This is a genomic window from Roseovarius azorensis (assembly GCF_900109455.1).
GTDB lineage: Bacteria > Pseudomonadota > Alphaproteobacteria > Rhodobacterales > Rhodobacteraceae > Roseovarius > Roseovarius azorensis.
The window spans coordinates 74,597-94,971 of record NZ_FOAG01000005.1 but is presented as its reverse complement, the minus strand read 5'-3'; the positions used below and the strand labels follow the sequence as shown (position 1 = coordinate 94,971).

Annotated in this window: 18 protein-coding genes; 10 read left to right on the top strand and 8 right to left on the bottom strand. The window is 64.5% G+C overall.

Annotated features, from left to right (window positions below):
- Positions 1-55 precede the first annotated feature (55 nt).
- On the top strand, positions 56-766 hold the full coding sequence (locus BSG08_RS09090) for a hypothetical protein (protein WP_093035456.1): 711 nt from the start codon (positions 56-58) through the stop codon (positions 764-766).
- A gap of 55 nt (positions 767-821) precedes the next feature.
- Here BSG08_RS09090 and BSG08_RS09085 read toward each other — a convergent pair whose 3' ends face one another.
- Positions 822-1,388: a TlpA disulfide reductase family protein gene (locus BSG08_RS09085; RefSeq protein WP_093035453.1), complete on the bottom strand. Its 567-nt coding sequence runs from the start codon at positions 1,386-1,388 to the stop codon at positions 822-824.
- 25 nt (positions 1,389-1,413) lie between these two features.
- Between BSG08_RS09085 and argH the strand changes: the two genes are divergently transcribed.
- Genes argH through BSG08_RS09060 form a run of 5 tightly spaced genes read left to right on the top strand, consistent with a single transcriptional unit; the run spans position 1,414 to position 7,266 of the window.
- The gene (argH, locus tag BSG08_RS09080) at positions 1,414-2,805 is read left to right on the top strand and encodes an argininosuccinate lyase (protein WP_093035451.1); all 1,392 of its coding nucleotides are present in this window, start codon (positions 1,414-1,416) and stop codon (positions 2,803-2,805) included.
- On the top strand, positions 2,802-2,984 hold the full coding sequence (locus BSG08_RS09075; RefSeq protein WP_093035447.1) for an argininosuccinate lyase: 183 nt from the start codon (positions 2,802-2,804) through the stop codon (positions 2,982-2,984). Before argH ends, BSG08_RS09075 begins: the two co-directional genes overlap by 4 nt.
- Positions 2,981-3,289: a DUF2834 domain-containing protein gene (locus tag BSG08_RS09070; RefSeq protein WP_093035444.1), complete on the top strand. Its 309-nt coding sequence runs from the start codon at positions 2,981-2,983 to the stop codon at positions 3,287-3,289. Before BSG08_RS09075 ends, BSG08_RS09070 begins: the two co-directional genes overlap by 4 nt.
- Positions 3,290-3,347: 58 nt before the next feature.
- Complete coding sequence (lysA, locus tag BSG08_RS09065) at positions 3,348-4,613, top strand: diaminopimelate decarboxylase (protein WP_093035441.1); 1,266 nt, start codon at positions 3,348-3,350, stop codon at positions 4,611-4,613.
- A 37-nt stretch (positions 4,614-4,650) separates the two neighbouring features.
- Positions 4,651-7,266, top strand: coding sequence for a TIGR02302 family protein (locus BSG08_RS09060; RefSeq protein WP_175544743.1), 2,616 nt, complete (start codon positions 4,651-4,653; stop codon positions 7,264-7,266).
- A gap of 20 nt (positions 7,267-7,286) precedes the next feature.
- Here the strand turns inward: BSG08_RS09060 and BSG08_RS09055 are convergent, their stop codons facing one another.
- Positions 7,287-8,210: a zinc-ribbon domain-containing protein gene (locus tag BSG08_RS09055; protein WP_093035439.1), complete on the bottom strand. Its 924-nt coding sequence runs from the start codon at positions 8,208-8,210 to the stop codon at positions 7,287-7,289.
- A 160-nt stretch (positions 8,211-8,370) separates the two neighbouring features.
- Between BSG08_RS09055 and BSG08_RS09050 the strand changes: the two genes are divergently transcribed.
- The 4 genes from BSG08_RS09050 to BSG08_RS09035 all read left to right on the top strand — a co-directional run bounded on the left by BSG08_RS09050 (position 8,371) and on the right by BSG08_RS09035 (position 11,809).
- A complete protein-coding gene (locus tag BSG08_RS09050) occupies positions 8,371-9,048 on the top strand; it encodes a cell division ATP-binding protein FtsE (RefSeq protein ID WP_093035436.1) in 678 nt (225 codons plus the stop codon).
- Complete coding sequence (locus tag BSG08_RS09045) at positions 9,045-9,950, top strand: cell division protein FtsX (protein WP_093035433.1); 906 nt, start codon at positions 9,045-9,047, stop codon at positions 9,948-9,950. Before BSG08_RS09050 ends, BSG08_RS09045 begins: the two co-directional genes overlap by 4 nt.
- Positions 9,947-10,684, top strand: coding sequence for a lysophospholipid acyltransferase family protein (locus BSG08_RS09040; RefSeq protein WP_093035430.1), 738 nt, complete (start codon positions 9,947-9,949; stop codon positions 10,682-10,684). The genes BSG08_RS09045 and BSG08_RS09040 overlap by 4 nt, the downstream gene beginning before the upstream one ends.
- Before the next feature lie 96 nt (positions 10,685-10,780).
- Positions 10,781-11,809 carry a sterol desaturase family protein gene (locus BSG08_RS09035; protein WP_093035427.1) on the top strand — a complete coding sequence of 343 codons (1,029 nt, stop codon included), beginning with the start codon at positions 10,781-10,783 and terminating at the stop codon, positions 11,807-11,809.
- A gap of 21 nt (positions 11,810-11,830) precedes the next feature.
- Here the strand turns inward: BSG08_RS09035 and BSG08_RS09030 are convergent, their stop codons facing one another.
- From BSG08_RS09030 to sucD, 6 genes are all read right to left on the bottom strand, one after another.
- Positions 11,831-12,685, bottom strand: coding sequence for a glycosyltransferase family 2 protein (locus BSG08_RS09030; RefSeq protein ID WP_175544742.1), 855 nt, complete (start codon positions 12,683-12,685; stop codon positions 11,831-11,833).
- On the bottom strand, positions 12,682-14,070 hold the full coding sequence (lpdA, locus tag BSG08_RS09025) for a dihydrolipoyl dehydrogenase (RefSeq protein WP_093035421.1): 1,389 nt from the start codon (positions 14,068-14,070) through the stop codon (positions 12,682-12,684). The genes BSG08_RS09030 and lpdA overlap by 4 nt, the downstream gene beginning before the upstream one ends.
- 91 nt (positions 14,071-14,161) lie before the next feature.
- Positions 14,162-14,557: an MAPEG family protein gene (locus tag BSG08_RS09020; protein WP_093035418.1), complete on the bottom strand. Its 396-nt coding sequence runs from the start codon at positions 14,555-14,557 to the stop codon at positions 14,162-14,164.
- A gap of 74 nt (positions 14,558-14,631) precedes the next feature.
- Positions 14,632-16,149 (bottom strand): 2-oxoglutarate dehydrogenase complex dihydrolipoyllysine-residue succinyltransferase, encoded by a 1,518-nt coding sequence (odhB, locus tag BSG08_RS09015; RefSeq protein WP_093035415.1) that lies wholly within the window; start codon positions 16,147-16,149, stop codon positions 14,632-14,634.
- Between the two features lie 3 nt (positions 16,150-16,152).
- Positions 16,153-19,113 carry a 2-oxoglutarate dehydrogenase E1 component gene (locus BSG08_RS09010; RefSeq protein ID WP_093035412.1) on the bottom strand — a complete coding sequence of 987 codons (2,961 nt, stop codon included), beginning with the start codon at positions 19,111-19,113 and terminating at the stop codon, positions 16,153-16,155.
- A 74-nt stretch (positions 19,114-19,187) separates the two neighbouring features.
- On the bottom strand, positions 19,188-20,069 hold the full coding sequence (sucD, locus tag BSG08_RS09005; protein WP_093035409.1) for a succinate--CoA ligase subunit alpha: 882 nt from the start codon (positions 20,067-20,069) through the stop codon (positions 19,188-19,190).
- Positions 20,070-20,375: the final 306 nt, after the last annotated feature.

Genomic DNA, 20,375 nt, shown 5'->3' with positions numbered 1-20,375 from the left:
ATCAACCGACTATACTCTGTTGGAAAATCAGAGCCATAAGAAGAAAGCTAGACCAATGCAGGACCGCTACGCTGGCGATGTCGGAGACTATGTAAAGATCGGCCTACTCAGAGCCCTCTCACCGCGACGACAGTTGGGCGTTGCTTGGTACCGTTACCCGGACGAGGACCACAACGGGGATGGGCGGCACATTATCTATCTCGACGAACCGCATCAGTACGAACACCTAGACCCAGACTTGTTCAGCCATCTCCGGAACATCACAAAAGAGGTGCGCTCGATTAACTCGCTGTTGCCGGTATTGGAGGGTGTGATCTCATCAGATGAGACCGTAGACAGTAGCACGATATCGCCTCGTGAACGCCGTTCTTGGCGCACCGCATGGTTCAAGCGTGTGATGCAAAGGCTATCCCCTTGCGACCTAGTTTTCGCAGATCCCGACAACGGCATCATCGATGACGGCGATTGGCGAAGGGGACGTGCGACGTTTGGCAAGCAGATGCCCTTGGCAGAGGTAAAGGAACTGGCCCAAGGTCGATGCGCAGTGATCTACCATCACAATACTCGGCGGCGAGGGGGCCACGACGCTGAGGTCGATCATTGGCTGGGCGAGGTCGGGATGCCGGGATTGGCAGTGCGGGCAACGGCATACAGCCCAAGGACGTTTTTTGTGCTGAACCCTGACGAGGAAATAACGACAAGGGTTACAGAGTTCTGCCAGCAGTGGGCGGGTTTGAGGGTGCGTCTGCATAGAGGGGAGCGCTGAACGGCAGAAATGTCCCGCAAACCCGCCCCTCTGCGTCTACCGTAACTCCTCCCCCTCAACTCTCCCCCTTCCCGTCGATCAGCGCCTGAACGATCGCCTTGGCGCTGTCGCTGTCCCAGTGGGCGTCGCCCATGAGGCGGGCGATCTCAAGGCCCTCGGGGTCGATGATCACGGTGATCGGCAGGCCGAACACACCCATGTCGCGGGCGAGCGCGCTTTTGGGGTCGCGGTGGAGCGGCAGGTTGTCGACGCCGATCTCGTTTAGAAACTTTTTCATCGCGGGCGGCGGGTTGCGGCCCGTGGCGATGGTGACGACCTCGAAGGCGTCGCTGCGCATGTCGGTCTGCAGGTTCGACAGCATCGGCATTTCGGCGCGGCAGGGGGCGCACCATGTGGCCCAGAAATTGAGCAAGATGTGCTTGCCGCGATAATCGGCGAGCGTGCCGGTGGTGCCGTCGTCGCGTTCGTATTCGGTCAGCGGGGCCGGGGCGGGTGTGCTGTGGAACATCAGTTTCTTCATGTCCCCCTCGCGCAGCGTCTCAAGTGCTGCGGTATCGGCGAGGGCAGCATTTGCACCGAGTGCAAGGGCCATATAAAGGACGATCTGACGAATGCGTTTCATACTTCCCTCCGAAGGGCCAACAGAGATGACTGACACGACCTCGAACCAGATGTGGGGCGGCCGCTTTGCCGCCGGGCCGGATGCGATCATGGAGGCGATCAATGCCTCGATCGGATTCGACAGGCGGATGGCGGCGCAGGATATCGCCGGGTCGCGTGCCCATGCCGCGATGCTGGCGGCAACGGGTATCGTCAGTGATAGTGACGCCGAGGCGATGAGGGAAGGGCTGTTCACGGTCTTGTCAGAAATCGAGGCGGGGGAATTTCGGTTTTCGACGGCGCTGGAGGACATTCACATGAATGTCGAGGCGCGGCTGAAGGAGATCATCGGCGCGCCTGCCGGGCGGCTGCACACCGGGCGGAGCCGCAACGATCAGGTGGCCACCGATTTCCGGCTCTGGGTGCGCGACCAGCTGGATGCCGCAGAGCAGGCGTTGCGGGCGCTGATGCGCGCGCTGGTGGCGCAGGCCGAGGCGGGGGCAGAGTGGGTGATGCCCGGTTTCACCCATCTGCAGACCGCGCAGCCGGTGACCTGGGGGCATCACATGATGGCCTATGTCGAGATGTTCGGGCGTGACCTGAGCCGGGTGCGTGATGCGCGGGCGCGGATGAACGAATGTCCGCTGGGGGCGGCGGCGCTGGCGGGCACGTCCTTTCCCATCGACCGGGAGATGACGGCGAGGGAATTGGGATTCGATGCGCCCTGCGCCAACAGCCTGGATGCCGTCAGCGACCGGGATTTCGCGCTGGAGTTTCTGAGCGTCGCCGGCATCTGCGCGATGCACCTGAGCCGGTTCGCCGAGGAATTGGTGATCTGGTCCTCTGCGCAGTTCAGGTTCGTGGCGTTGAGCGACCGGTTCTCGACCGGCTCATCCATCATGCCGCAGAAGAAGAACCCCGATGCCGCCGAGTTGATCCGCGCCAAGGTGGGGCGGATATTCGGGGCCAACGTGGCGCTGATGATGGTGATGAAGGGTCTGCCGCTGGCCTATTCCAAGGACATGCAGGAGGACAAGGAGCAGGTGTTCGATGCCGCCGACAACCTGATGCTGGCGCTGGCCGCGATGGAGGGCATGGTGCGCGACATGGTGGCGCAGAAGGCCAATCTGGAGGCCGCCGCCGGGGCCGGGTTCTCGACCGCGACGGATCTGGCGGACTGGCTGGTGCGGGTGCTCGACATGCCGTTTCGCGAGGCGCATCACGTGACGGGCGCGCTGGTGGCGCGGGCCGAGGCCAGGGGATGTGACCTGCCGGATCTGAGCCTTGCGGAAATGCAGGCGGTGCATGGCGAAATCGATGCCTCGGTCTATGATGTGCTGGGGGTGCATAATTCGGTGGCCTCAAGGATGAGCTATGGCGGCACGGCGCCTGCGCAGGTGCGCATGCAGGCGGCGCGGTGGAAGGAGCGGTTGGGATGATCAGGGCGGGTCTGGCGATGTTCGCGCTGGCGGTTCTGGCGGGGTGCGGGGCCGATGGCGAGCCGGTGCGTCCGACGTTTGGCGGCACGGTCAGCGCGGGCAGCGGCGGGGTGCATACCGGCGTGCATGCCGGGGCGCGTGTCGGCGGTGTGAATGTGGGCGTGGGAGTGGGTCTGTGAGATGGGTCTTTGCCGCGCTGGCGGTCTGGGGCGCCATCCATCCGATGTATTACTTCGTGCAATGGTTCGGGCAGAACGGGTTTGACCTGATGGGCATGGTCGACGCCTGGCATGCCAATGCGGCGTCAAGCGGGCTGGTCTGGGATCTGACCATCGCGGCGGTGGTGCTGACGCTCTGGGTGCTGGCCGAGGCGGTGCAGCGGCGCGCCTGGCTGGGGCTGATCGCCATTCCGGCGACGTTCGGTATCGGGGTGAGTTGCGGGCTGCCGCTCTATCTTTTCCTGCGGGCGTCGCGGCGCGGATAGGGCGGATTCGGGTATTTATGCCAAGAAGAAACGGGTAGCGCGGGGACAGGCGGGCGGAATGGATCATTTTCTCTATCAGGACGGCAGGCTCTGTGCCGAGGATGTGCCGGTGGCCGAGATCGTCGCCGCCGTGGGCACGCCGTTCTACTGCTATTCCACTGCCACGCTGACGCGGCATTTCCGGCTGTTCGACGAGGCGCTGGCGGGAATGGATCACCTGGTCTGTTATGCCATGAAGGCGGCGAGCAATCAGGCGATCCTGAAAACGCTGGCGGCGCTGGGCGCGGGGATGGATGTGGTTTCGGGCGGAGAATATGCCCGCGCGCGCGCCGCAGGCGTGCCGGGTGAGCGGATCGTTTTCTCCGGCGTCGGCAAGACGCGGGCCGAGATGCGCATGGCGCTGGAGGGCGGCGTGCGGCAGTTCAACGTGGAGAGCGAGCCGGAGATGGCGGCGCTGAATGCCGTGGCGCTGGATATGGGGGTGCAGGTGCCCATCACCATCCGGGTCAACCCGGATGTGGATGCCAGAACCCATGCCAAGATCGCCACCGGCAAGAGCGAGAACAAGTTTGGCATTCCGATCGCGCGCGCCCGCGAGGTCTATGCCGAGGCGGCCCGGCTGCCGGGGCTGGAGGTGGTGGGGATCGACGTGCATATCGGGTCGCAACTCACCGAGTTGACGCCCTTCCGGCTGGCCTATGAGAAGGTGGCGGATCTCACTGTGCAGTTGCGTGAGGATGGCCATGACATCCGGCGGCTGGATCTGGGGGGCGGTCTGGGCATCCCCTACACGCGCAGCAACGAGGCGCCGCCGCTGCCGACCGAATATGGCGCGCTGATCCGCGAGACGCTGGGGCATCTGGGCTGTGAGATCGAGATCGAGCCGGGGCGGCTGATTGCCGGGAACGCGGGTATTCTGGTCAGCGAGGTGATTTATGTGAAATCTGGCGAAGGGCGGGATTTCCTGATCCTTGATGCCGCGATGAACGATCTGATCCGGCCTGCGATGTATGACGCGCATCACGATATCGTGCCGGTGGCCGAGGCCGCGCCGGGGGTTGAGCAGCGCCCCTACGACGTGGTCGGCCCGGTCTGCGAATCGGGCGATACCTTTGCCAGGGGGCGGATGCTGCCGCCGCTTGTCGCGGGCGATCTGGTGGCGTTTCGCAGCGCCGGGGCCTATGGCGCGGTGATGTCGAGCGAATACAACACCCGGCCCCTGATCCCCGAGGTTCTGGTGCATGGGCGTGAATTTGCCGTGATCAGGGCCAGACCGACCTTTGACGAAATGATAAATCGCGATACCATCCCCGAATGGCTCTGACGCGATGGGCGCGTGAGGCCGGGAAAAGGCGTGACGCATGCCAGCAACGCGAAGGACAACGCAGGATAACCTGGGCGCAGTCATGGCGCGGCTGCGCCGTCCGCTCAGTCTGACCTGGGCGGGGCTGATCGCCGAGCGGCTGGTGCGCGCGTTCTGGCCGGTCTGGAGCCTGATCGCGGCGGGTGCGGCGATGCTGATGCTGGGGCTGCACGACATCGCCCCGGTCGAGGTGGTCTGGTCCGCGCTGATGCTGGGCGGGCTGGCGCTGGTGGGGTTTGCCGGTTGGGGCGCGATGCGGTTTCGCTTTCCGCGCCGGGCCGAGGCGCTGGCGCGGCTGGATGCGGCGATGCCGGGACGGCCGCTGGCGGCGCTGGCCGACAGTCAGGCGATCGGCGCGGGCGATGGCGGGTCGGAGACGCTCTGGCGGGCGCATCAGGCGCGGATGGCGTTGCGCGCGGCCGCGGCGAGGGCAGTCGAGCCGGATCTGCGGCTCTCGCGGCAGGATCCGTTCGGCCTGCGCTATATCGCTCTTCTGGGGCTGGTGATGGCGCTCATCTTCGGATCGGTGTGGCGGGCCGGGTCGGTGGCCGAGATGATGCCGGGTGCTACTCCGGGGGCCGCTCTGGCGCAGGGTCCGACATGGGAGGGCTGGATCGAGCCGCCGTCCTATACCGGATTGCCGAGCCTCTATCTGGCCGATCAGCGTGAGCTGATCCGCGCGCCGGTTGGCAGCCGGGTGACGCTGCGGTTCTATGGCGAGGTCGGTGCGCTGAGCCTTGTCGAAACGGTGTCGGGGCGCACCGGGGATGCGCCGGAGGCGACGGATACCGAACAGCGTTTCGAGATTGCGGGCAATGGCGATCTGCGGATCGACGGACCCGGCGGGCAAAGCTGGCAGGTCGAGGCGATACCGGATGCGCCGCCGCAGGTGCGGGTGATGCGGGATGGTCTGAAAACCACCTTTGACGGCCAGATGAGCCAGCCCTTCGAGGCACATGACGATTATGGCATCGTGGGGGGCAGCGCGGTGTTCGCGCTTGATCCCGGTCAGGTTGACCGGCGGCATGGTTTGACCGTGGACCCCGAGCCGCGCGAGCCGATCACGCTCGATCTGCCGTTGCCGCTGGCGGGCAATCGGGCGGCGTTCATCGAGACATTGATCGAGAACCTGTCAGAGCACCCCTGGGCGCATCTGCCGGTGACGCTGGAGCTGCGTGTCGCGGATGCGGCGGGGCAGGAAGGTGTGTCGGAAGCCGTGCAGATGACGCTGCCGGCGCGGCGGTTCTTCAACCCGATGGCGGCGGCGGTGATCGAACAGCGGCGCGATCTCTTGTGGTCGCGAGAGAATGCGGGTCGCGTGGCGCAGGTGCTGCGGGCGGTGTCCTACCTGCCAACCGAGGGGCTGTTTCGCTCCGAGGCGGCCTATCTGCGGCTGCGGGTGATCCTGCGGCAGCTGGAGGCGATGACCGACGACGACGGGTTGAGCGGGCCGGAGCGCGACGAGGTCGCGCAGGCGCTGTGGGATCTGGGCATTCTGCTGGAGGATGGCGATATCGGCGATGCGCTGGCGCGGATGCGCGCGGCGCAGGAGCGGCTGAGCGAGGCGATGAGGAATGGCGCGACCGAGGATGAGATCGCGCGTCTGATGCAGGAATTGCGCGATGCGACGCAGGATTACCTGCGCCAGAAGATGCAGCAGGCGCAGCGCGACGATCCCCAGAACGGCGATCAGCAGAGCGCCGAGAACATGATGCGGATGACCCAGCAGGATCTGCAGGACATGATGGACCGCATTCAGGAGTTGATGGAACAGGGTCGCTTTGCCGAGGCGCAGCAGGCGCTGGAGGAATTCCAGCAGATGATGGAGAACATGCAGGTCACGCAGGGCGGTAGTCAGCAGGGCCAGTCACCGGGGCAGCAGGCGATGGAGGGGCTGGCCGATACGCTGCGCCAGCAACAGGGCCTGTCGGATCAGGCGTTCCGCGACCTGCAGGAACAGTTCAACCCCGGTGCGCGGTCCGGTCAGTCGCAGGGCAACGAAGGCCGCAGCGGCGGCGACGGGCGCGGTCAGAGTCATGACGGCCAGCAAGGTCAGGGCGGCGGCGAGGGCGGCGCGCAGCCCGGTGCCGAGGGTCAGCAACAGGCTGAGGACGGGCAGGGCGCCGAGGGATCTCTGGCCGACCGTCAAGAGGCGCTGCGGCGTGAGCTGGAGCGTCAGCGACAGGGCCTGCCGCAACTGGGCGGTGAGGCCGGAGAAGCCGCGCGTGAGGCGCTGGAACGGGCCGGGCGCGCGATGGAGGGTGCCGAAGAGGCGCTGCGGGGTGACGATCTGGCCGGGGCCATAGACAACCAGGCCGAAGCGATGGATGCGCTGCGCGAGGGTATGCGCAACATGGGCGAGGCACTGGCCGAGCAGCAGAATCCGGGTGGACAGGGCGACGCGCAGGGCCCCGCGGGGCAGGCGCAGACCGATCCTCTGGGGCGCGACGCCGGGCAGGGGCGTCAGGCGGGCACGCAGGACAATCTGCTGCAGGGTGCGGATGTATATCGCCGGGCGCGGGATCTGCTGGACGAGATACGCCGCCGCTCCGGAGAGGGTGAGCGCCCCGATGTCGAACTGGATTACCTGCGCAGGTTGCTGGAAAGGTTCTGAGGCCGTCACACCCGGTGGGTTCAGTTTCCGGTGGCCGGTGCGGACATTTTCGAGAACCAGCCGATTGCCGCGCTGACATGACTGTCGAGCCAGAGCCTGAGATTATCGACCGTCGCGACATATTGCGCCAGCGGCCCCTCGGCGGCGGGAAACTGACCAGCGATCAGGGGCGACAGAAGATAGATCAGCGTAGCCAGAATGAATATCAGGATCGCCAGTCGAAAGCCGCGGCCAAAGCCGCTGCGCCGCACGGGTTCTGATGTGTATTCGGGGATGGCGACCTGTTCCGGGGCCTCTTTCTCTTGGTGCGAGGTTTTTTGGTGTGAACTGAGGGAGGAATTTATCTCTTCGATATCCGGCAGAAGGTTGCGGCGCGATGCCGGGTCGATATCTGCGTAGTCGTCGGCGTCATCCGCGGTCGGGCCAATGGGGCGGGTCGTGGTGCCGTGCGGCCGGTCCATCCTGGCCTGGGCATGGCGGCTGCGGTCGTCGCTGCCGCCTGGGCGCTGGCTCAGGCCGAGTTCGGGCTGCGTCTCGAGGCCGCCGGTGGCCTCTGCGGTGCGGACAGCCTTTTCGCGCTCGGCCTCCTGCCGGAGGATATCCGCTACTGCCGGATCGACGCTGCGGCGGTCCGGGGCAACACTGGGGCCTGCGGTTCGCGCTGAGGGCCTGTTCTCGTCGGTTCTGGGGGCGGGGGTCTCTGCCATGTCCGTGCCCGGCAGATCGGCGGGCGGTTTCGTGGCGGTCGCGGTCTCTGGCGTCCCGTCTTTCGATGGTGCGGGGGCTGGGGCGTCTTCTTCCTGCGCGTCCAGGGGGGCATGATGAGGATGTTGCTGAAACCAGGTATCGCCGCAATTCGAGCATTGCACGTCACGCCCGTCCTCGGGGATGACTTCGTCGGGGACTTCGTATTGAGCCCCGCAATTCGGGCAAGTCAACCTCATACTACACCTGTTGCCTGCTGCCGTTATCCGGTCCATTTCGCTGACGCCTACCATAAGCGTAACTTTATGTTCGGGAAAGGACAAAGGAAATCGCGTGCTGGATCATTGCACAACTGTTGCCTCTGGGGCATTTAGGGGTGGCAACGCGAGGGGCGCAGGTGTGATCGAGCTGGAAAATGTGGCCTATGGTTATGACGGGGGCGAGTTGCTGACCGATGTGTCGCTGTCGCTGAGCGCCGGATCGTTTCATTTCCTGACCGGCCCCTCGGGATCGGGCAAGACCACGCTGCTGAAGTTGTGTTACGGCGCGCTGGTCCCGACTGCCGGGCAGTTGCGTATCTTTGGCAAGGACCGGCAGGATATGGGGCGCGACGATATCGCCATGGCGCGCCGCCGTATCGGAGTTGTACATCAGGACTGTCAGTTTCTGGATCACCTCGATGTGTCGGACAACATCGCGCTGCCGTTGATGGTGTCCGGTCGCGATCTGCTGGCCGAGGATGCCAATCTGCGGGAGTTGATCGGTTGGGTCGGACTGAGGGAGCGGGCCCGGGCCCTGCCGCCGGAACTGTCGGGCGGAGAGCGGCAGAGGGCGGCACTGGCGCGGGCGCTGATCATGTCACCCGAGGTGGTGCTGGCCGACGAGCCCACCGGCAACGTGGACTGGGAGATGTCGCAGCGGCTCATGCGGCTGTTGATCGAACTCAACCGCATGGGCAAGACGATCCTGATCGCCACGCATGACCTGGCGCTCATCCGCGCGGCCAAGACCCATGTGCAGGCACGGGTGCTCAGGATCGCCGCACGGCGGTTGCAACTGGCGGGGGCGGACCTGTGAGGCTGGATGTGTCGCAGGCGGGGGCCTTTCTGCTGGGGGATGCGCAGGCTGACCGGGTGGTGCCGCCGACCGGCATGACCGCAAGGCTGACGCTGTTCAGCGCGGCGGTGATGGGATTTGTCGCGGTCTGCGCGCTGGCGCTGGCGCTGGCGACCGGGCGGCTGGCGGATCGCTGGGACGACGAGATGGCGCGCACGGCGACGGTGCGTATCTCTGCCCCCGAGGCGCAGATGGCGGCGCAAACGGCGGCGGCGCTCAGGGTGCTGGAAACGACCGCCGGGGTGGCGCAGGCCCGCGCGCTGAGCGACGCGGAGCAGGCGGCGCTTCTGGCGCCTTGGTTCGGCCCGGATCTGCCGGTGGAACAATTGCCGATTCCGCGGCTCATCGAGATCGTGGAAACGGGCGAAGGCATGGATCCCGAAGGCCTGCGCCTGCGGCTGGCCGCCGAGGTGCCGGGGGCCGTTCTCGACGATCACAGCCGCTGGCGCGCGCCGCTGGTGCGCGCCGCAGAGCGGTTGCGGCTGCTGGGCTGGGTCGTGCTGTTGCTGATCGGCACCGCGATGGGGGCGATGATCACGCTGGCGGCCAACGCATCGCTGGCGGCCAACGCGCAGGTGATCAGTGTGCTGCGGCTGGTGGGGGCGCAGGACAGCTTTATCGCCGGGGCCTTTGTGCGGCGGTTCACGCTGCGCGCGCTCGCGGGCGCCGCGACCGGGGTGGCGCTGGGCTGCGCGGCGATCCTGTTCCTGCCGCGGGCGCAGGCCGAAGGCGGGTTCCTGACCGGGCTGGGATTTCAGGGCTGGCACTGGCTGTGGCCGCTGGTCATTCCGCCGCTGGCGGCGGGTGTCGCCTATGCCGCCACTCGCGCGGCGGCGCAAAGAACGTTGAAAGACATGACATGAAACATCCGGTTCAATGGTTGCGTTCGCTGATCTTTGTCGTGCAGATGTACCTGGCGATGGGTGTCCTGGGCATCGTGTTCCTGCCCTGGGCGCTGGTGAGCCGCCGGGGCGCGCGTGTCGCCTGCAAAAGCTTTTGCCGGTGGGTGCGCTGGACCGCTGCCTGGATGGTGGGGCTGCGCAGCGAGGTGCGCGGCACGCCACCCCGCGGCGAGGTGCTGATCGCCGCCAAGCATCAGTCGTTTCTGGATATCATCCTGATTTTCGGGAGTATTCCGGCGGGCAAGTTCATCATGAAACGTGAGCTCATGTGGGCGCCGGTGATCGGGCAATATGCGCTCAGGATCGGCTGTGTGCCCGTGGATCGCGGCAAGCGGAGCGCGGCGATCAGGCAGATGTCTGAGGATGTGGCCCGTGGTGCGCAGGAGCCGGGGCAACTGATCATCTATGCGCAGGGCACGCGCGTGGCACCGGGCCGCAAGGTGCCCTACAAGGTCGGTGCGGGTGTGCTCTATGACCAGCTTGGGCAGGATTGCGTACCTGCCGCCACCAATGTGGGCGTGTTCTGGCCGCGCAGGGGGATCTATCGCAAGCCGGGGCTGGCGGTGGTGGAGTTTCTGCCGGTGATCCCTGCCGGGCTGGACAAGGACAGTTTCATGGCGCGGCTGGAGCGGGAGGTCGAGGACGCCTCTGATCGGCTGATGCGCGAGGCGGGGTTTGATCCCGGTGCCGTCTGAGCGGAACGTGGCCCGCAGATTTCCACATTCTGTTCACACAAAGCACGCATCCTGCCGTGATTGTCAGGCGTAACAGTTGAATGTAGGGTCGGGCATATGGGATATCTGACGGATCTGTGGCAGCTTTACGTGAGCTATCTGCTTCATTTTCTCGGCTTCTTCTGGTCGCCGGGCGAGCGGCTCTTTGCGCTCTATCTTCTGACCGCAGTCGGGTTTGCCTATGTGGTCTACAGGGTCCGTGCCTGGCGTCGGCATGATGGCGAAGAGGATGCCCCGACATTCCTGGGCTTTCTCTTGCCCAGGCGCGTCTGGTCGCATCCCTCGGCCTGGCTGGACGTGCGCTATTTCTTCTTTCACAAGCTCATCGGTCATTTCCTGCTGTTCGGTGTGATGGCGGCGTGTTCCGCCTGGGCCTATGCGCTGGTCACCGGCGGCGAGAGTCTTGCAGAGGCTGCGCGCATTGGCGATACCCGGTCCGGGACTGGGGCCTATGTGATTGCCTTTGGCTATATGGTCGGGTTTTTCGTTCTGTCGGATCTCATCGCCTATACGATCCACTATTTGCAGCACAAGATCCCGATCCTGTGGGAATTTCACAAGGTTCATCACAGCGCCGAGGTGATGCATCCGATGTCGAATTTTCGCGAGCATCCTATCGACAACCTTGCCTATCTGGTCTGTATCGGGGCCGGCAACGGGATCTTCATGGGGACCGCTGCGCAGCTTCTGGGGTATCTGCCGAGCATGCCGGCGGTGCTTGGCGTGCCGCTTTTGATGTTTCTGTTCAACGTCATGGGTTATAATCTGCGGCATTCGCATATCTGGCTGCGCTGGCCGGGCAACTGGTCGAAGGTGTTTCCGTCTCCGGCGCATCACCATGTCCACCACAGTTGTCACCCGGATCATATCGACAAGAATTTCGCCTTCATGTTCCCGGTCTGGGATGTCATCTTCAAGACCTACGAACTGCCGGAGGATAACCGGGACGTGCGGTTCGGGGTGGCCGGGATGAACGCAGAGGAAATGGACAGCTGCGCCAAGCTCTATCTGGTGCCCTTCCGGAATGTGGTCCGGCGACTGCGTCGGTCGAAAAAGACGAAAGAGACGATATCGCCCGCGGAATGAGACCTTGGGACGTGGGGCGCGTCACGACGGATCGGGCTGCACGGCGGCGGTGCGTTGTTCAGCCGCCAGCCGTTCCTGCATGAACTGGTAGAAGAACTGCGCCTTGCCGGATCGGATATAGGCGCGGTTGAGCCGGGCCTTGGATTCGAAGGCGTGGCGCGCCGCCGCCCCGTGGCCCGGCGCGATGCGGGTCTGACCCGCCCCGATGGCGCGGATGTGGTCGTAATAGGCCTGTTGCGCGCGCTGTGCAAAGGCGTTGCGGGCGGTGGTGCTCTGGGGGTTGAGATGCAGGTTGTAGCTGGTTTTGGCCAGCGGTGCGCGTCCTCCCACGAGCGAGAGTACCTCCATCGTGTGCAGCACATCCTGCGCCGCGCGGTTACGGAACGGTCCCACGAGCACCCGTTGCGCGAGGGGGTGAAAGCTGCATCCGGTGCGCCCCAGATCGGCAAGGCCGAGCGTGGATTGCGCCGGGCCGGGCAGATGCAGGAGGGGTTGTTTCCCGAGCAGGACGCGGGTCCGGCCAAAAGCTGCGCCGTGCCGCTGTGCCAGTGGTAACAGGGCGGCCAGATAACCGGGTGCCCAGGTGTCATCGGCGTCCAGAAAGGCGATGAACGCGCCGCGCGCGCGGGCGATGGCGCGGTTGCGGGCGGGGCCAGCGCCGGTGGCCATGTGATGCGTGGCGCAGCGGGTGAGGGTCAGGCCGTGATCGGGCAGGTCGTCGTAGCCCTGCCCGTCATCGGGGGCGATCACCACTTCGACCCGCTCGGGCGGCAGGCCGGCGGCCGCCACCGAGGCCAGCGCTGTGCGCAAGGTTTCCCCCGCCTGAAAGGCCGGGATGACGACCGAGACGAGGGGCGTGGCCGCCGCACTGCTCACGCGTGAATGGCTCCGTCGCCGCAGGCCAGCGCGGCCTCGCGCACCGCCTCGGAATAGGTGGGGTGGGCGTGGCAGGTGAGCGCCAGATCCTGCGCGGAGGCGCCGAATTCCATCGCCACGCAAATCTCGTGGATGAGATCGCCCGCGGCGGGGCCGATGATATGCGCGCCAAGGATGCGGTCGGTTTCCCTGTCGGCGAGGATCTTGACGAAACCGTCGCCCGCGAACACCGCCTTGGCCCGTCCGTTGCCCATGAAGGAGAACTTGCCGACCTTGTAGGCGCGGCCCTGCTCTTTCAGCGATTCCTCGGTCTCGCCCACGTTGGCGACCTCGGGGTGGGTGTAGATCACGCCGGGGATGACGCCGTAATTGACATGTCCATGCTTGCCCGCCAGCACCTCGGCCACGGCCATGCCCTCGTCCTCGGCCTTGTGCGCCAGCATCGGGCCGTCGATGGCGTCGCCGATGGCATAGATCCCCTTTACATTCGTCTGCCAGTGCTTGTCGGTCTCGATCTGGCCGCGTTTCGACAGGGTGATGCCGAGTGTGTCGAGGCCCAGCCCGTCGGTATAGGGTTTGCGGCCCGTGGCGACGAGGACGGTATCGGCGTCCAACTGATGCTCGCTGTCGTCCTTGCGCAGCTTGTAATGGACCTTGGCCTTGGTTTTCAGCGTCTCGACCGATTGCACGGCGGCGGACATGATGAACTTGAGCCCCTGTTTCTTGAGGATGCGCTGAAAGGTCTTTTGCACCTCGCCGTCCATGCCCGGCGTGATCGCGTCGAGATATTCGACGACCGTCACCTCCGTGCCGAGGCGGGCATAGACGCTGCCCATTTCAAGGCCGATCACGCCTGCGCCGATCACCACCATGGATTTCGGGATCTTGCCCAGTTCCAGCGCGCCGGTCGAGGTGACGACGATCTTTTCGTCCACTTCGACGCCGGGCAGGCTGGAGGAGTCCGAGCCGGTGGCGATGACGATGTTTTTAGCCTCGTGGATGTCGTCACCGACCTTGACCTTGCCTGCCCCGGGGATGGAGCCCCAGCCCTTGAGCCAGTCGATCTTGTTCTTCTTGAACAGGAATTCGATGCCCTTGGTGTTCTGGCCGATGACGTCATCCTTGTAGGCGAGCATCTGTTTCCAGTCGACCGAGGGCGCCTTGCCCTTGAGGCCCATGGCGGCGAAATTGTGCTCTGCCTCGTGCAGCATGTGGCTGGCGTGCAAAAGCGCCTTGGACGGAATGCAGCCGACGTTTAGGCAGGTGCCGCCCAGTGTTTCGCGGCCCTCGACCACGGCGGTTTTCAGCCCCAGCTGCGCGCAGCGGATGGCGCAGACATAGCCGCCGGGGCCGGCGCCGATGATGATCACGTCATAGGATGCCATGGGTGTTTCCTTTCAGTTGGGCGGGGTGGGGGCTCTGCCCCCCTTGGCCTGCGGCCAATTCCCCCCGAGGTATTTGCGGCCAGATGAAGCATCAGAAGAGCGCGGCCAGCAGCATGAAAAGCGTGGCGAGCCAGCCCACCGCCCAGATCAGCGAGCGCCAGGGGCGCAGACCGAGGTAGTAGGCGGGGATATAGAGGACGCGCGCGCCGAGATAGGTGAAGGCGCAGGCGGCGGTGAGCGGGGTGGTGATCTTGGTGAAGGTGACCACGATCACGGCGATGGTGAAGAGGATCAGCCCCTCGAAATGGTTGGTGAGCGCGCGGCCCAAGCGGGCGGTTTTTGGCGAGAGTTGGCGGGAGGGTTCGCGGTCGCGGGCGGACATGGTGTAGCCGGGGCCAAGTTCGAGATTGGCGGGGACGGCGTAGAGGAGGTACTGGACCGCTTGCAGGAGTGCCGCGAGGGTGAGGGCGGTGAGTTCGGGGGTCATGGTTTCTCCTCGTGGTGGGTTGGCACCCACCCTACGAATTGTCCCGTAGGGTGGGTGAAACCCACCATTCCCAATCACAAATCCATCAACAACCGCCGGGGATCTTCCAGCGCCTCTTTCACCCGCACGAGGAAGGTGACGGCGCCCTTGCCGTCGACGATGCGATGATCGTAGCTGAGCGCGAGATACATCATCGGGCGGATCACCACCTGGCCGTCGATCGCCATCGGCCGATCCTGAATCTTGTGCATGCCCAGAATACCCGACTGCGGCGGGTTGAGGATGGGCGAGGACATCAGCGAGCCGTAGACGCCGCCATTGGAGATGGTGAAGGTGCCGCCCTGCATTTCCGCCATGCTGAGTTTGCCGTCGCGGGCGCGGGCGCCCTTTTCGGCGATGGCCTTTTCGATGGCGGCGAAGGACATGGAATCCACGTCGCGGATCACCGGCACGACAAGGCCGGTGGGCGTGCCCGCGGCGATGCCCATATGCACGAAGTTCTTGTAGACGATGTCTGTGCCGTCGATCTCGGCATTGACCTCGGGCACCTCTTTCAGCGCGTGGCAGCAGGCCTTGGTGAAGAAGGACATGAAGCCAAGGCGCACGCCGTGTTTCTTGAAGAATTCGTCCTTGTACTGGTTGCGGAGCGCCATCACCTCGGTCATGTCCACCTCGTTGTAGGTGGTGAGCATGGCGGCGGTGTTCTGGCTGTCCTTGAGGCGGCGGGCGATGGTCTGGCGCAGGCGGGTCATCTTGACCCGCTCCTCGCGGGCGGCGTCCTCTGCCGGGGAGGGCGCGCGGGGTGCCTGTGCGGGGGCGGCAGAAACGGCGGGGGCCTTTGTGACCGCTGCGGCGCGCGCCACGTCCTCTTTCATCACGCGGCCATCGCGGCCCGACGCCTGCACCTGATCGCGGCTGATACCTGCCTCTGCCATGGCCTTTTTCGCGGCGGGGGCGTCCTCGACATCCTTGCCAGAGGATTTCGCGGGTGCAGCAGGCTCTTCTGCCTTCTGTGTGGCTGGCGCGGTCGCGCCCTCGCCAGACGAGAGGACCGCCAGTTTGCCGCCGGCCTGCACGGTGGCGCCCTCAGCGGCGAGGATTTCCGTCAGCGTGCCGGAAGCGGGTGCGGGGACTTCGACGGAAACCTTGTCGGTTTCCAGTTCGCAGAGCATTTCATCCGCGCTGACCTGATCGCCGACCTTCTTGAACCAGGTCGAAACCGTCGCCTCTGTCACCGACTCGCCAAGGGTGGGGACCATGACATCGACACTGGCCTTGGCATTGGCGCTGTCGATCTTGGCCGGTTTTTCAGATTTTTCAGTCTTTTCTGCCTTGGCCGGAGCTGCCTTGCCCTCGCCCTCGGCGATGGTGGCGAGCAGCGCATCTACACCTACCGTCTCGCCCTCCTGCGCCACGATCTCGCCCATCGTACCGGCGGCGGGGCTGGGCACCTCGACGGTGACCTTGTCGGTTTCCAGTTCGCACAGCATCTCGTCGGCGGCGACCGGATCGCCGGGTTTCTTGAACCAGGTGGCGACGGTCGCCTCGGTCACGGATTCGCCAAGGGTGGGGACGCGGACTTCGGTGGTCATGGGTTATTTCCCTTCGATGGTCAGCGCGGCATCGACCAGCGCTTCTTGTTGTTCTTTGTGCTGCTTGGCAAGGCCCGTGGCGGGCGAGGCGGAGGCCGGGCGGCCCGCATAGACGGGCCGTTTGTGCCGGGCCTTGATCCGGGTCAGCACCCATTCGATATTGGGCTCGATGAAGGACCAGGCGCCCTGGTTCTTGGGCTCTTCCTGACACCAGACCATTTCCGCGCTCTTGAAGCGTTCCAGTTCCTTGACCAGTGACATCGCCGGGAAGGGGTAGAACTGTTCGATGCGCATCAGGTAGATGTCGTCGATTCCGCGGGCGTCGCGCTCTTCGAGCAGATCGTAATAGACCTTGCCCGAGCACATGACGACGCGGCGGATCTTCTTGTCCTCGACCAGCGTGGTGTCGGAATTGCCGTATTGCGCATCGTCCCACAGGACCCTGTGAAAGCTGGAGCCGGTGGTGAATTCCTCGGCCTTCGAGACCGCCAGCTTGTGCCGCAACAGCGATTTCGGCGTCATCAGGATCAGCGGTTTGCGGAAGGTGCGATACATCTGGCGGCGCAGGATGTGGAAATAGTTTGCCGGTGTCGTGCAATTGGCCACGATCCAGTTGTCGCCGCCGCACATTGTCAGGAACCGTTCCAGCCGGGCCGAGGAATGTTCCGGCCCCTGCCCCTCGTAGCCATGCGGCAAGAGGCAGACGAGACCGGACATGCGCAGCCATTTCGATTCGCCCGATGAGATGAACTGATCGAACATGATCTGTGCGCCGTTGGCGAAATCGCCGAACTGCGCCTCCCACAGGGTCAGCGCGTTGGGTTCCGCCAGGCTGTAGCCATATTCAAAGCCCAGCACCGCGTATTCCGAGAGCATCGAGTCGATGACCTCGTATTGCGCCTGCCCCTCGCGGATGTGGTTGAGCGGGTAATAGCGTTCTTCGTTGTCCTGATTGATCAGGCCGGAATGGCGCTGGCTGAAGGTGCCGCGGGTGCAGTCCTGCCCCGACAGGCGCACCGGCAGACCCTCGGTCAGCAGGCTGCCAAAGGCCAGCGCCTCGGCGGTGGCCCAGTCAAAGCCCTCGCCTGTCTCGAACATCCTTGCCTTGCTTTCGAGCAGGCGCTCGACCGTCTTGTGCAGCGGAAAATTCTCGGGGGCGGTGGTCAGCGCGCGGCCGATTTCGGCCAGCGTCTCGGGCTTGATCGCGGTCTCGCCGCGCTCGTATTTGCCGCGATGGGCGTTGAGGTCGGACCATTTGCCATCTAGCCAGTCGGCCTTGTTCGGGCGGTAATCCTTGCCCGCCTCGAATTCGTCGGCGAGATAGGCCTGGAACGCGGTCTTCATGTCCTCGATCTCGCCCTCGGGGATGAGGCCGTCCTTGACCAGCCGCTCGGTATAGAGCGAGAGCGTGGTCTTTTGCTGCTTGATCTTCTTGTACATCAGCGGGTTGGTGAACATGGGCTCGTCGCCCTCGTTGTGACCGAACCGGCGATAGCAGATCATGTCGATGACCACGTCCTTGCGGAACTTCTGGCGGAATTCCGTGGCGACGCGGGCGGCATGCACCACCGCCTCGGGGTCGTCGCCGTTGACGTGAAAGATCGGCGCCTCGACCATCAGCGCGATGTCGGTCGGATAGGGCGAGGACCGGCTGAAATGCGGTGCGGTGGTGAAACCGATCTGGTTGTTGACCACGATATGCATGGTGCCCCCGGTGCGGTGCCCCTTGAGGCCCGAGAGGCCGAAACATTCCGCCACCACGCCCTGTCCGGCAAAAGCCGCGTCGCCATGCAGAAGGATGGGCAGCACCCTGGTGCGGTCCTTGTCGCCCAGTTGATCCTGCTTGGCGCGGACCTTGCCCAGAACGACGGGGTTCACCGCCTCGAGATGGCTGGGGTTGGCGGTCAGGCTGAGATGGACCCGGTTGCCGTCGAATTCGCGGTCGGAACTGGCGCCGAGGTGATATTTCACATCGCCCGATCCATCCACCTCGTCGGGTTTGAAGCTGCCGCCCTGGAATTCGTTGAAAATGGCACGATAGGGTTTGCCCATCACATTGGCCAGCACCGACAGTCGCCCCCGGTGCGGCATGCCGATCACGATATCCTCGACGCCCAGTTGTCCGCCGCGCTTGATGATCTGTTCCATCGCCGGGATGAGGGATTCGCCGCCGTCGAGGCCGAACCGCTTGGTGCCCATGTATTTGACATGCAGGTATTTCTCGAAACCCTCGGCCTCGACCAGCTTGTTCAGGATCGCCTTGCGACCGGCGCGGGTAAAGGTGATCTCCTTGTCATAGCCCTCGATCCGCTCTTTCAGCCAGGCGGATTGCTCGGGGTCGGAGATATGCATGTATTGCAGCGCGAAGGTGCCGCAATAGGTGCGTTTGACGATCGCGAGAATCTCGCGCAAGCTCGCGATCTGCAGGCCCAGAACGTTGTCGATAAAGATCGGCCGGTCCATGTCGGCCTCGGTGAAGCCGTAGGATTTCGGGTCAAGTTCCGGGTGGTGGGTCATCTCGCGCAGGCCGAGCGGGTCGAGATCGGCGATGAGGTGGCCCCGGATGCGATAGGCGCGGATCAGCATCAGCGCGCGCACCGAATCGAGCACGGCGCGCTTGATCGCCTCGTCCGAGACCGCGATGCCCTTGTCGGCGGCCTTGGCGGCGATCTTCTTGCCTGCGTCCTTGAGTTCCGGTTCGGCAGGCCATTCGCCGGTCAGGGCGGCGGTCAGGTCGTCCGAGGGCATTTGTGGCCAGTCTGCGCGTGCCCAGGACGGGCCGGCGGCCTCTTTCCTTACGTCGTCGTCGCGGTCGCCCAACTGATCGAAAAACGATTTCCACGCCCCATCGACCGCGTTCGGATCGCTGGCGTAGCGCGCATAGAGCTGTTCGAGATACTCGGCATTATGCCCCTGCATGAAGGAGGAGGCATGGAAGAGGTCGTTGGGGGATTGGTCGGTCATTGTGGCACCTCGGAGAGGACGTGAAACCCTGTGTGTTGACGCAGGCCGGGGTCAGCCCCGGCCTGCGTGATGTGCTACCCGATCGCCTTTAGTACCGCCTCGCCCAGCCCGGCGGGGCTTTCGGCGACGGTGATGCCGGCGGATTTCATGGCTTCGATCTTGGATTCCGCGTCGCCCTTGCCGCCGGCGACGATGGCGCCGGCGTGGCCCATGCGGCGGCCCGGGGGGGCGGTGCGTCCGGCGATGAAGCCTGCGGTGGGTTTCCAGCGGCCCTTTTTCTTTTCATCGGCGAGGAATTGCGCCGCCTCTTCCTCGGCCGATCCGCCGATCTCGCCGATCATGATGATCGACTGCGTTTCGTCATCGGCAAGGAACCATTCCAGCACGTCGATATGCTCGGTCCCCTTGATCGGGTCGCCGCCGATACCCACGCAGGTGCTCTGTCCCAGACCCACATCCGTCGTCTGCTTGACCGCCTCGTAGGTCAGCGTGCCGGAGCGGCTGACGACGCCGACGCTGCCGCGCTTGTGGATATGGCCGGGCATGATGCCGATCTTGCAGGCGTCCGGCGTGATGATGCCGGGGCAGTTCGGCCCGATGAGGCGGGATTTGCTGCCTTCCAGCGCCCGCTTGACGCGCATCATGTCAAGGACGGGGATGCCTTCGGTGATGCAGACGATGAGCGGCATTTCCGCGTCGATCGCCTCGAGGATCGAGTCGGCGGCGAAGGGGGGCGGGACGTAGATGACCGAGGCGTTGGCCTCTGTCGCGGCTATCGCCTCGTGCACCGAGTTGAACACGGGCAGGTCGAGGTGCGTCGTGCCGCCCTTGCCGGGGGTAACGCCGCCGACCATTTTCGTGCCATAGGCGATGGCCTGTTCGGAGTGGAACGTGCCCTGAGAGCCGGTGAGGCCCTGACAGATGACGCGGGTGTTTTCGTCTACGAGGACTGCCATTTTAGGCTCCTAAATGAAGTAAGTGGCCATTAGTGCAGCGGCATCTTGAGAAACATGTCCCACATGGTCATGGGTGTATCCGCGCACTTCGTTAGCAATTTCGGTTTCGGGAGAACCATCGTTGCGGTTCTTCAAGGCATCCAGTTCCTCTGTTCTCCAGTCTCGGCGTGGAGGGCAAGAAGACATTGCAATCCTCAAATCGACGGTTTTTCGGTCCTCGCCTCTGGTCGAAGCCACAACTACTCCTAATGCGATAAGCTTCCCGTCGCGAACTCTCGGTTGGGAATAGTGGCTCCAAATGAAAGC

Coding starts and splice junctions, on each gene's coding strand:
- argH (WP_093035451.1), top strand. CDS start 1,414: ATGACTGACACGACCTCGAACCAGATGTGGGGCGGCCGCTTTGCCGCC.
- odhB (WP_093035415.1), bottom strand. CDS start 16,149: ATGACCACCGAAGTCCGCGTCCCCACCCTTGGCGAATCCGTGACCGAG.
- BSG08_RS09040 (WP_093035430.1), top strand. CDS start 9,947: ATGAAACATCCGGTTCAATGGTTGCGTTCGCTGATCTTTGTCGTGCAG.
- BSG08_RS09090 (WP_093035456.1), top strand. CDS start 56: ATGCAGGACCGCTACGCTGGCGATGTCGGAGACTATGTAAAGATCGGC.
- BSG08_RS09055 (WP_093035439.1), bottom strand. CDS start 8,210: ATGAGGTTGACTTGCCCGAATTGCGGGGCTCAATACGAAGTCCCCGAC.
- BSG08_RS09010 (WP_093035412.1), bottom strand. CDS start 19,113: ATGACCGACCAATCCCCCAACGACCTCTTCCATGCCTCCTCCTTCATG.
- BSG08_RS09020 (WP_093035418.1), bottom strand. CDS start 14,557: ATGACCCCCGAACTCACCGCCCTCACCCTCGCGGCACTCCTGCAAGCG.
- BSG08_RS09035 (WP_093035427.1), top strand. CDS start 10,781: ATGGGATATCTGACGGATCTGTGGCAGCTTTACGTGAGCTATCTGCTT.
- lpdA (WP_093035421.1), bottom strand. CDS start 14,070: ATGGCATCCTATGACGTGATCATCATCGGCGCCGGCCCCGGCGGCTAT.
- sucD (WP_093035409.1), bottom strand. CDS start 20,069: ATGGCAGTCCTCGTAGACGAAAACACCCGCGTCATCTGTCAGGGCCTC.
- lysA (WP_093035441.1), top strand. CDS start 3,348: ATGGATCATTTTCTCTATCAGGACGGCAGGCTCTGTGCCGAGGATGTG.
- BSG08_RS09085 (WP_093035453.1), bottom strand. CDS start 1,388: ATGAAACGCATTCGTCAGATCGTCCTTTATATGGCCCTTGCACTCGGT.
- BSG08_RS09075 (WP_093035447.1), top strand. CDS start 2,802: ATGATCAGGGCGGGTCTGGCGATGTTCGCGCTGGCGGTTCTGGCGGGG.
- BSG08_RS09060 (WP_175544743.1), top strand. CDS start 4,651: ATGCCAGCAACGCGAAGGACAACGCAGGATAACCTGGGCGCAGTCATG.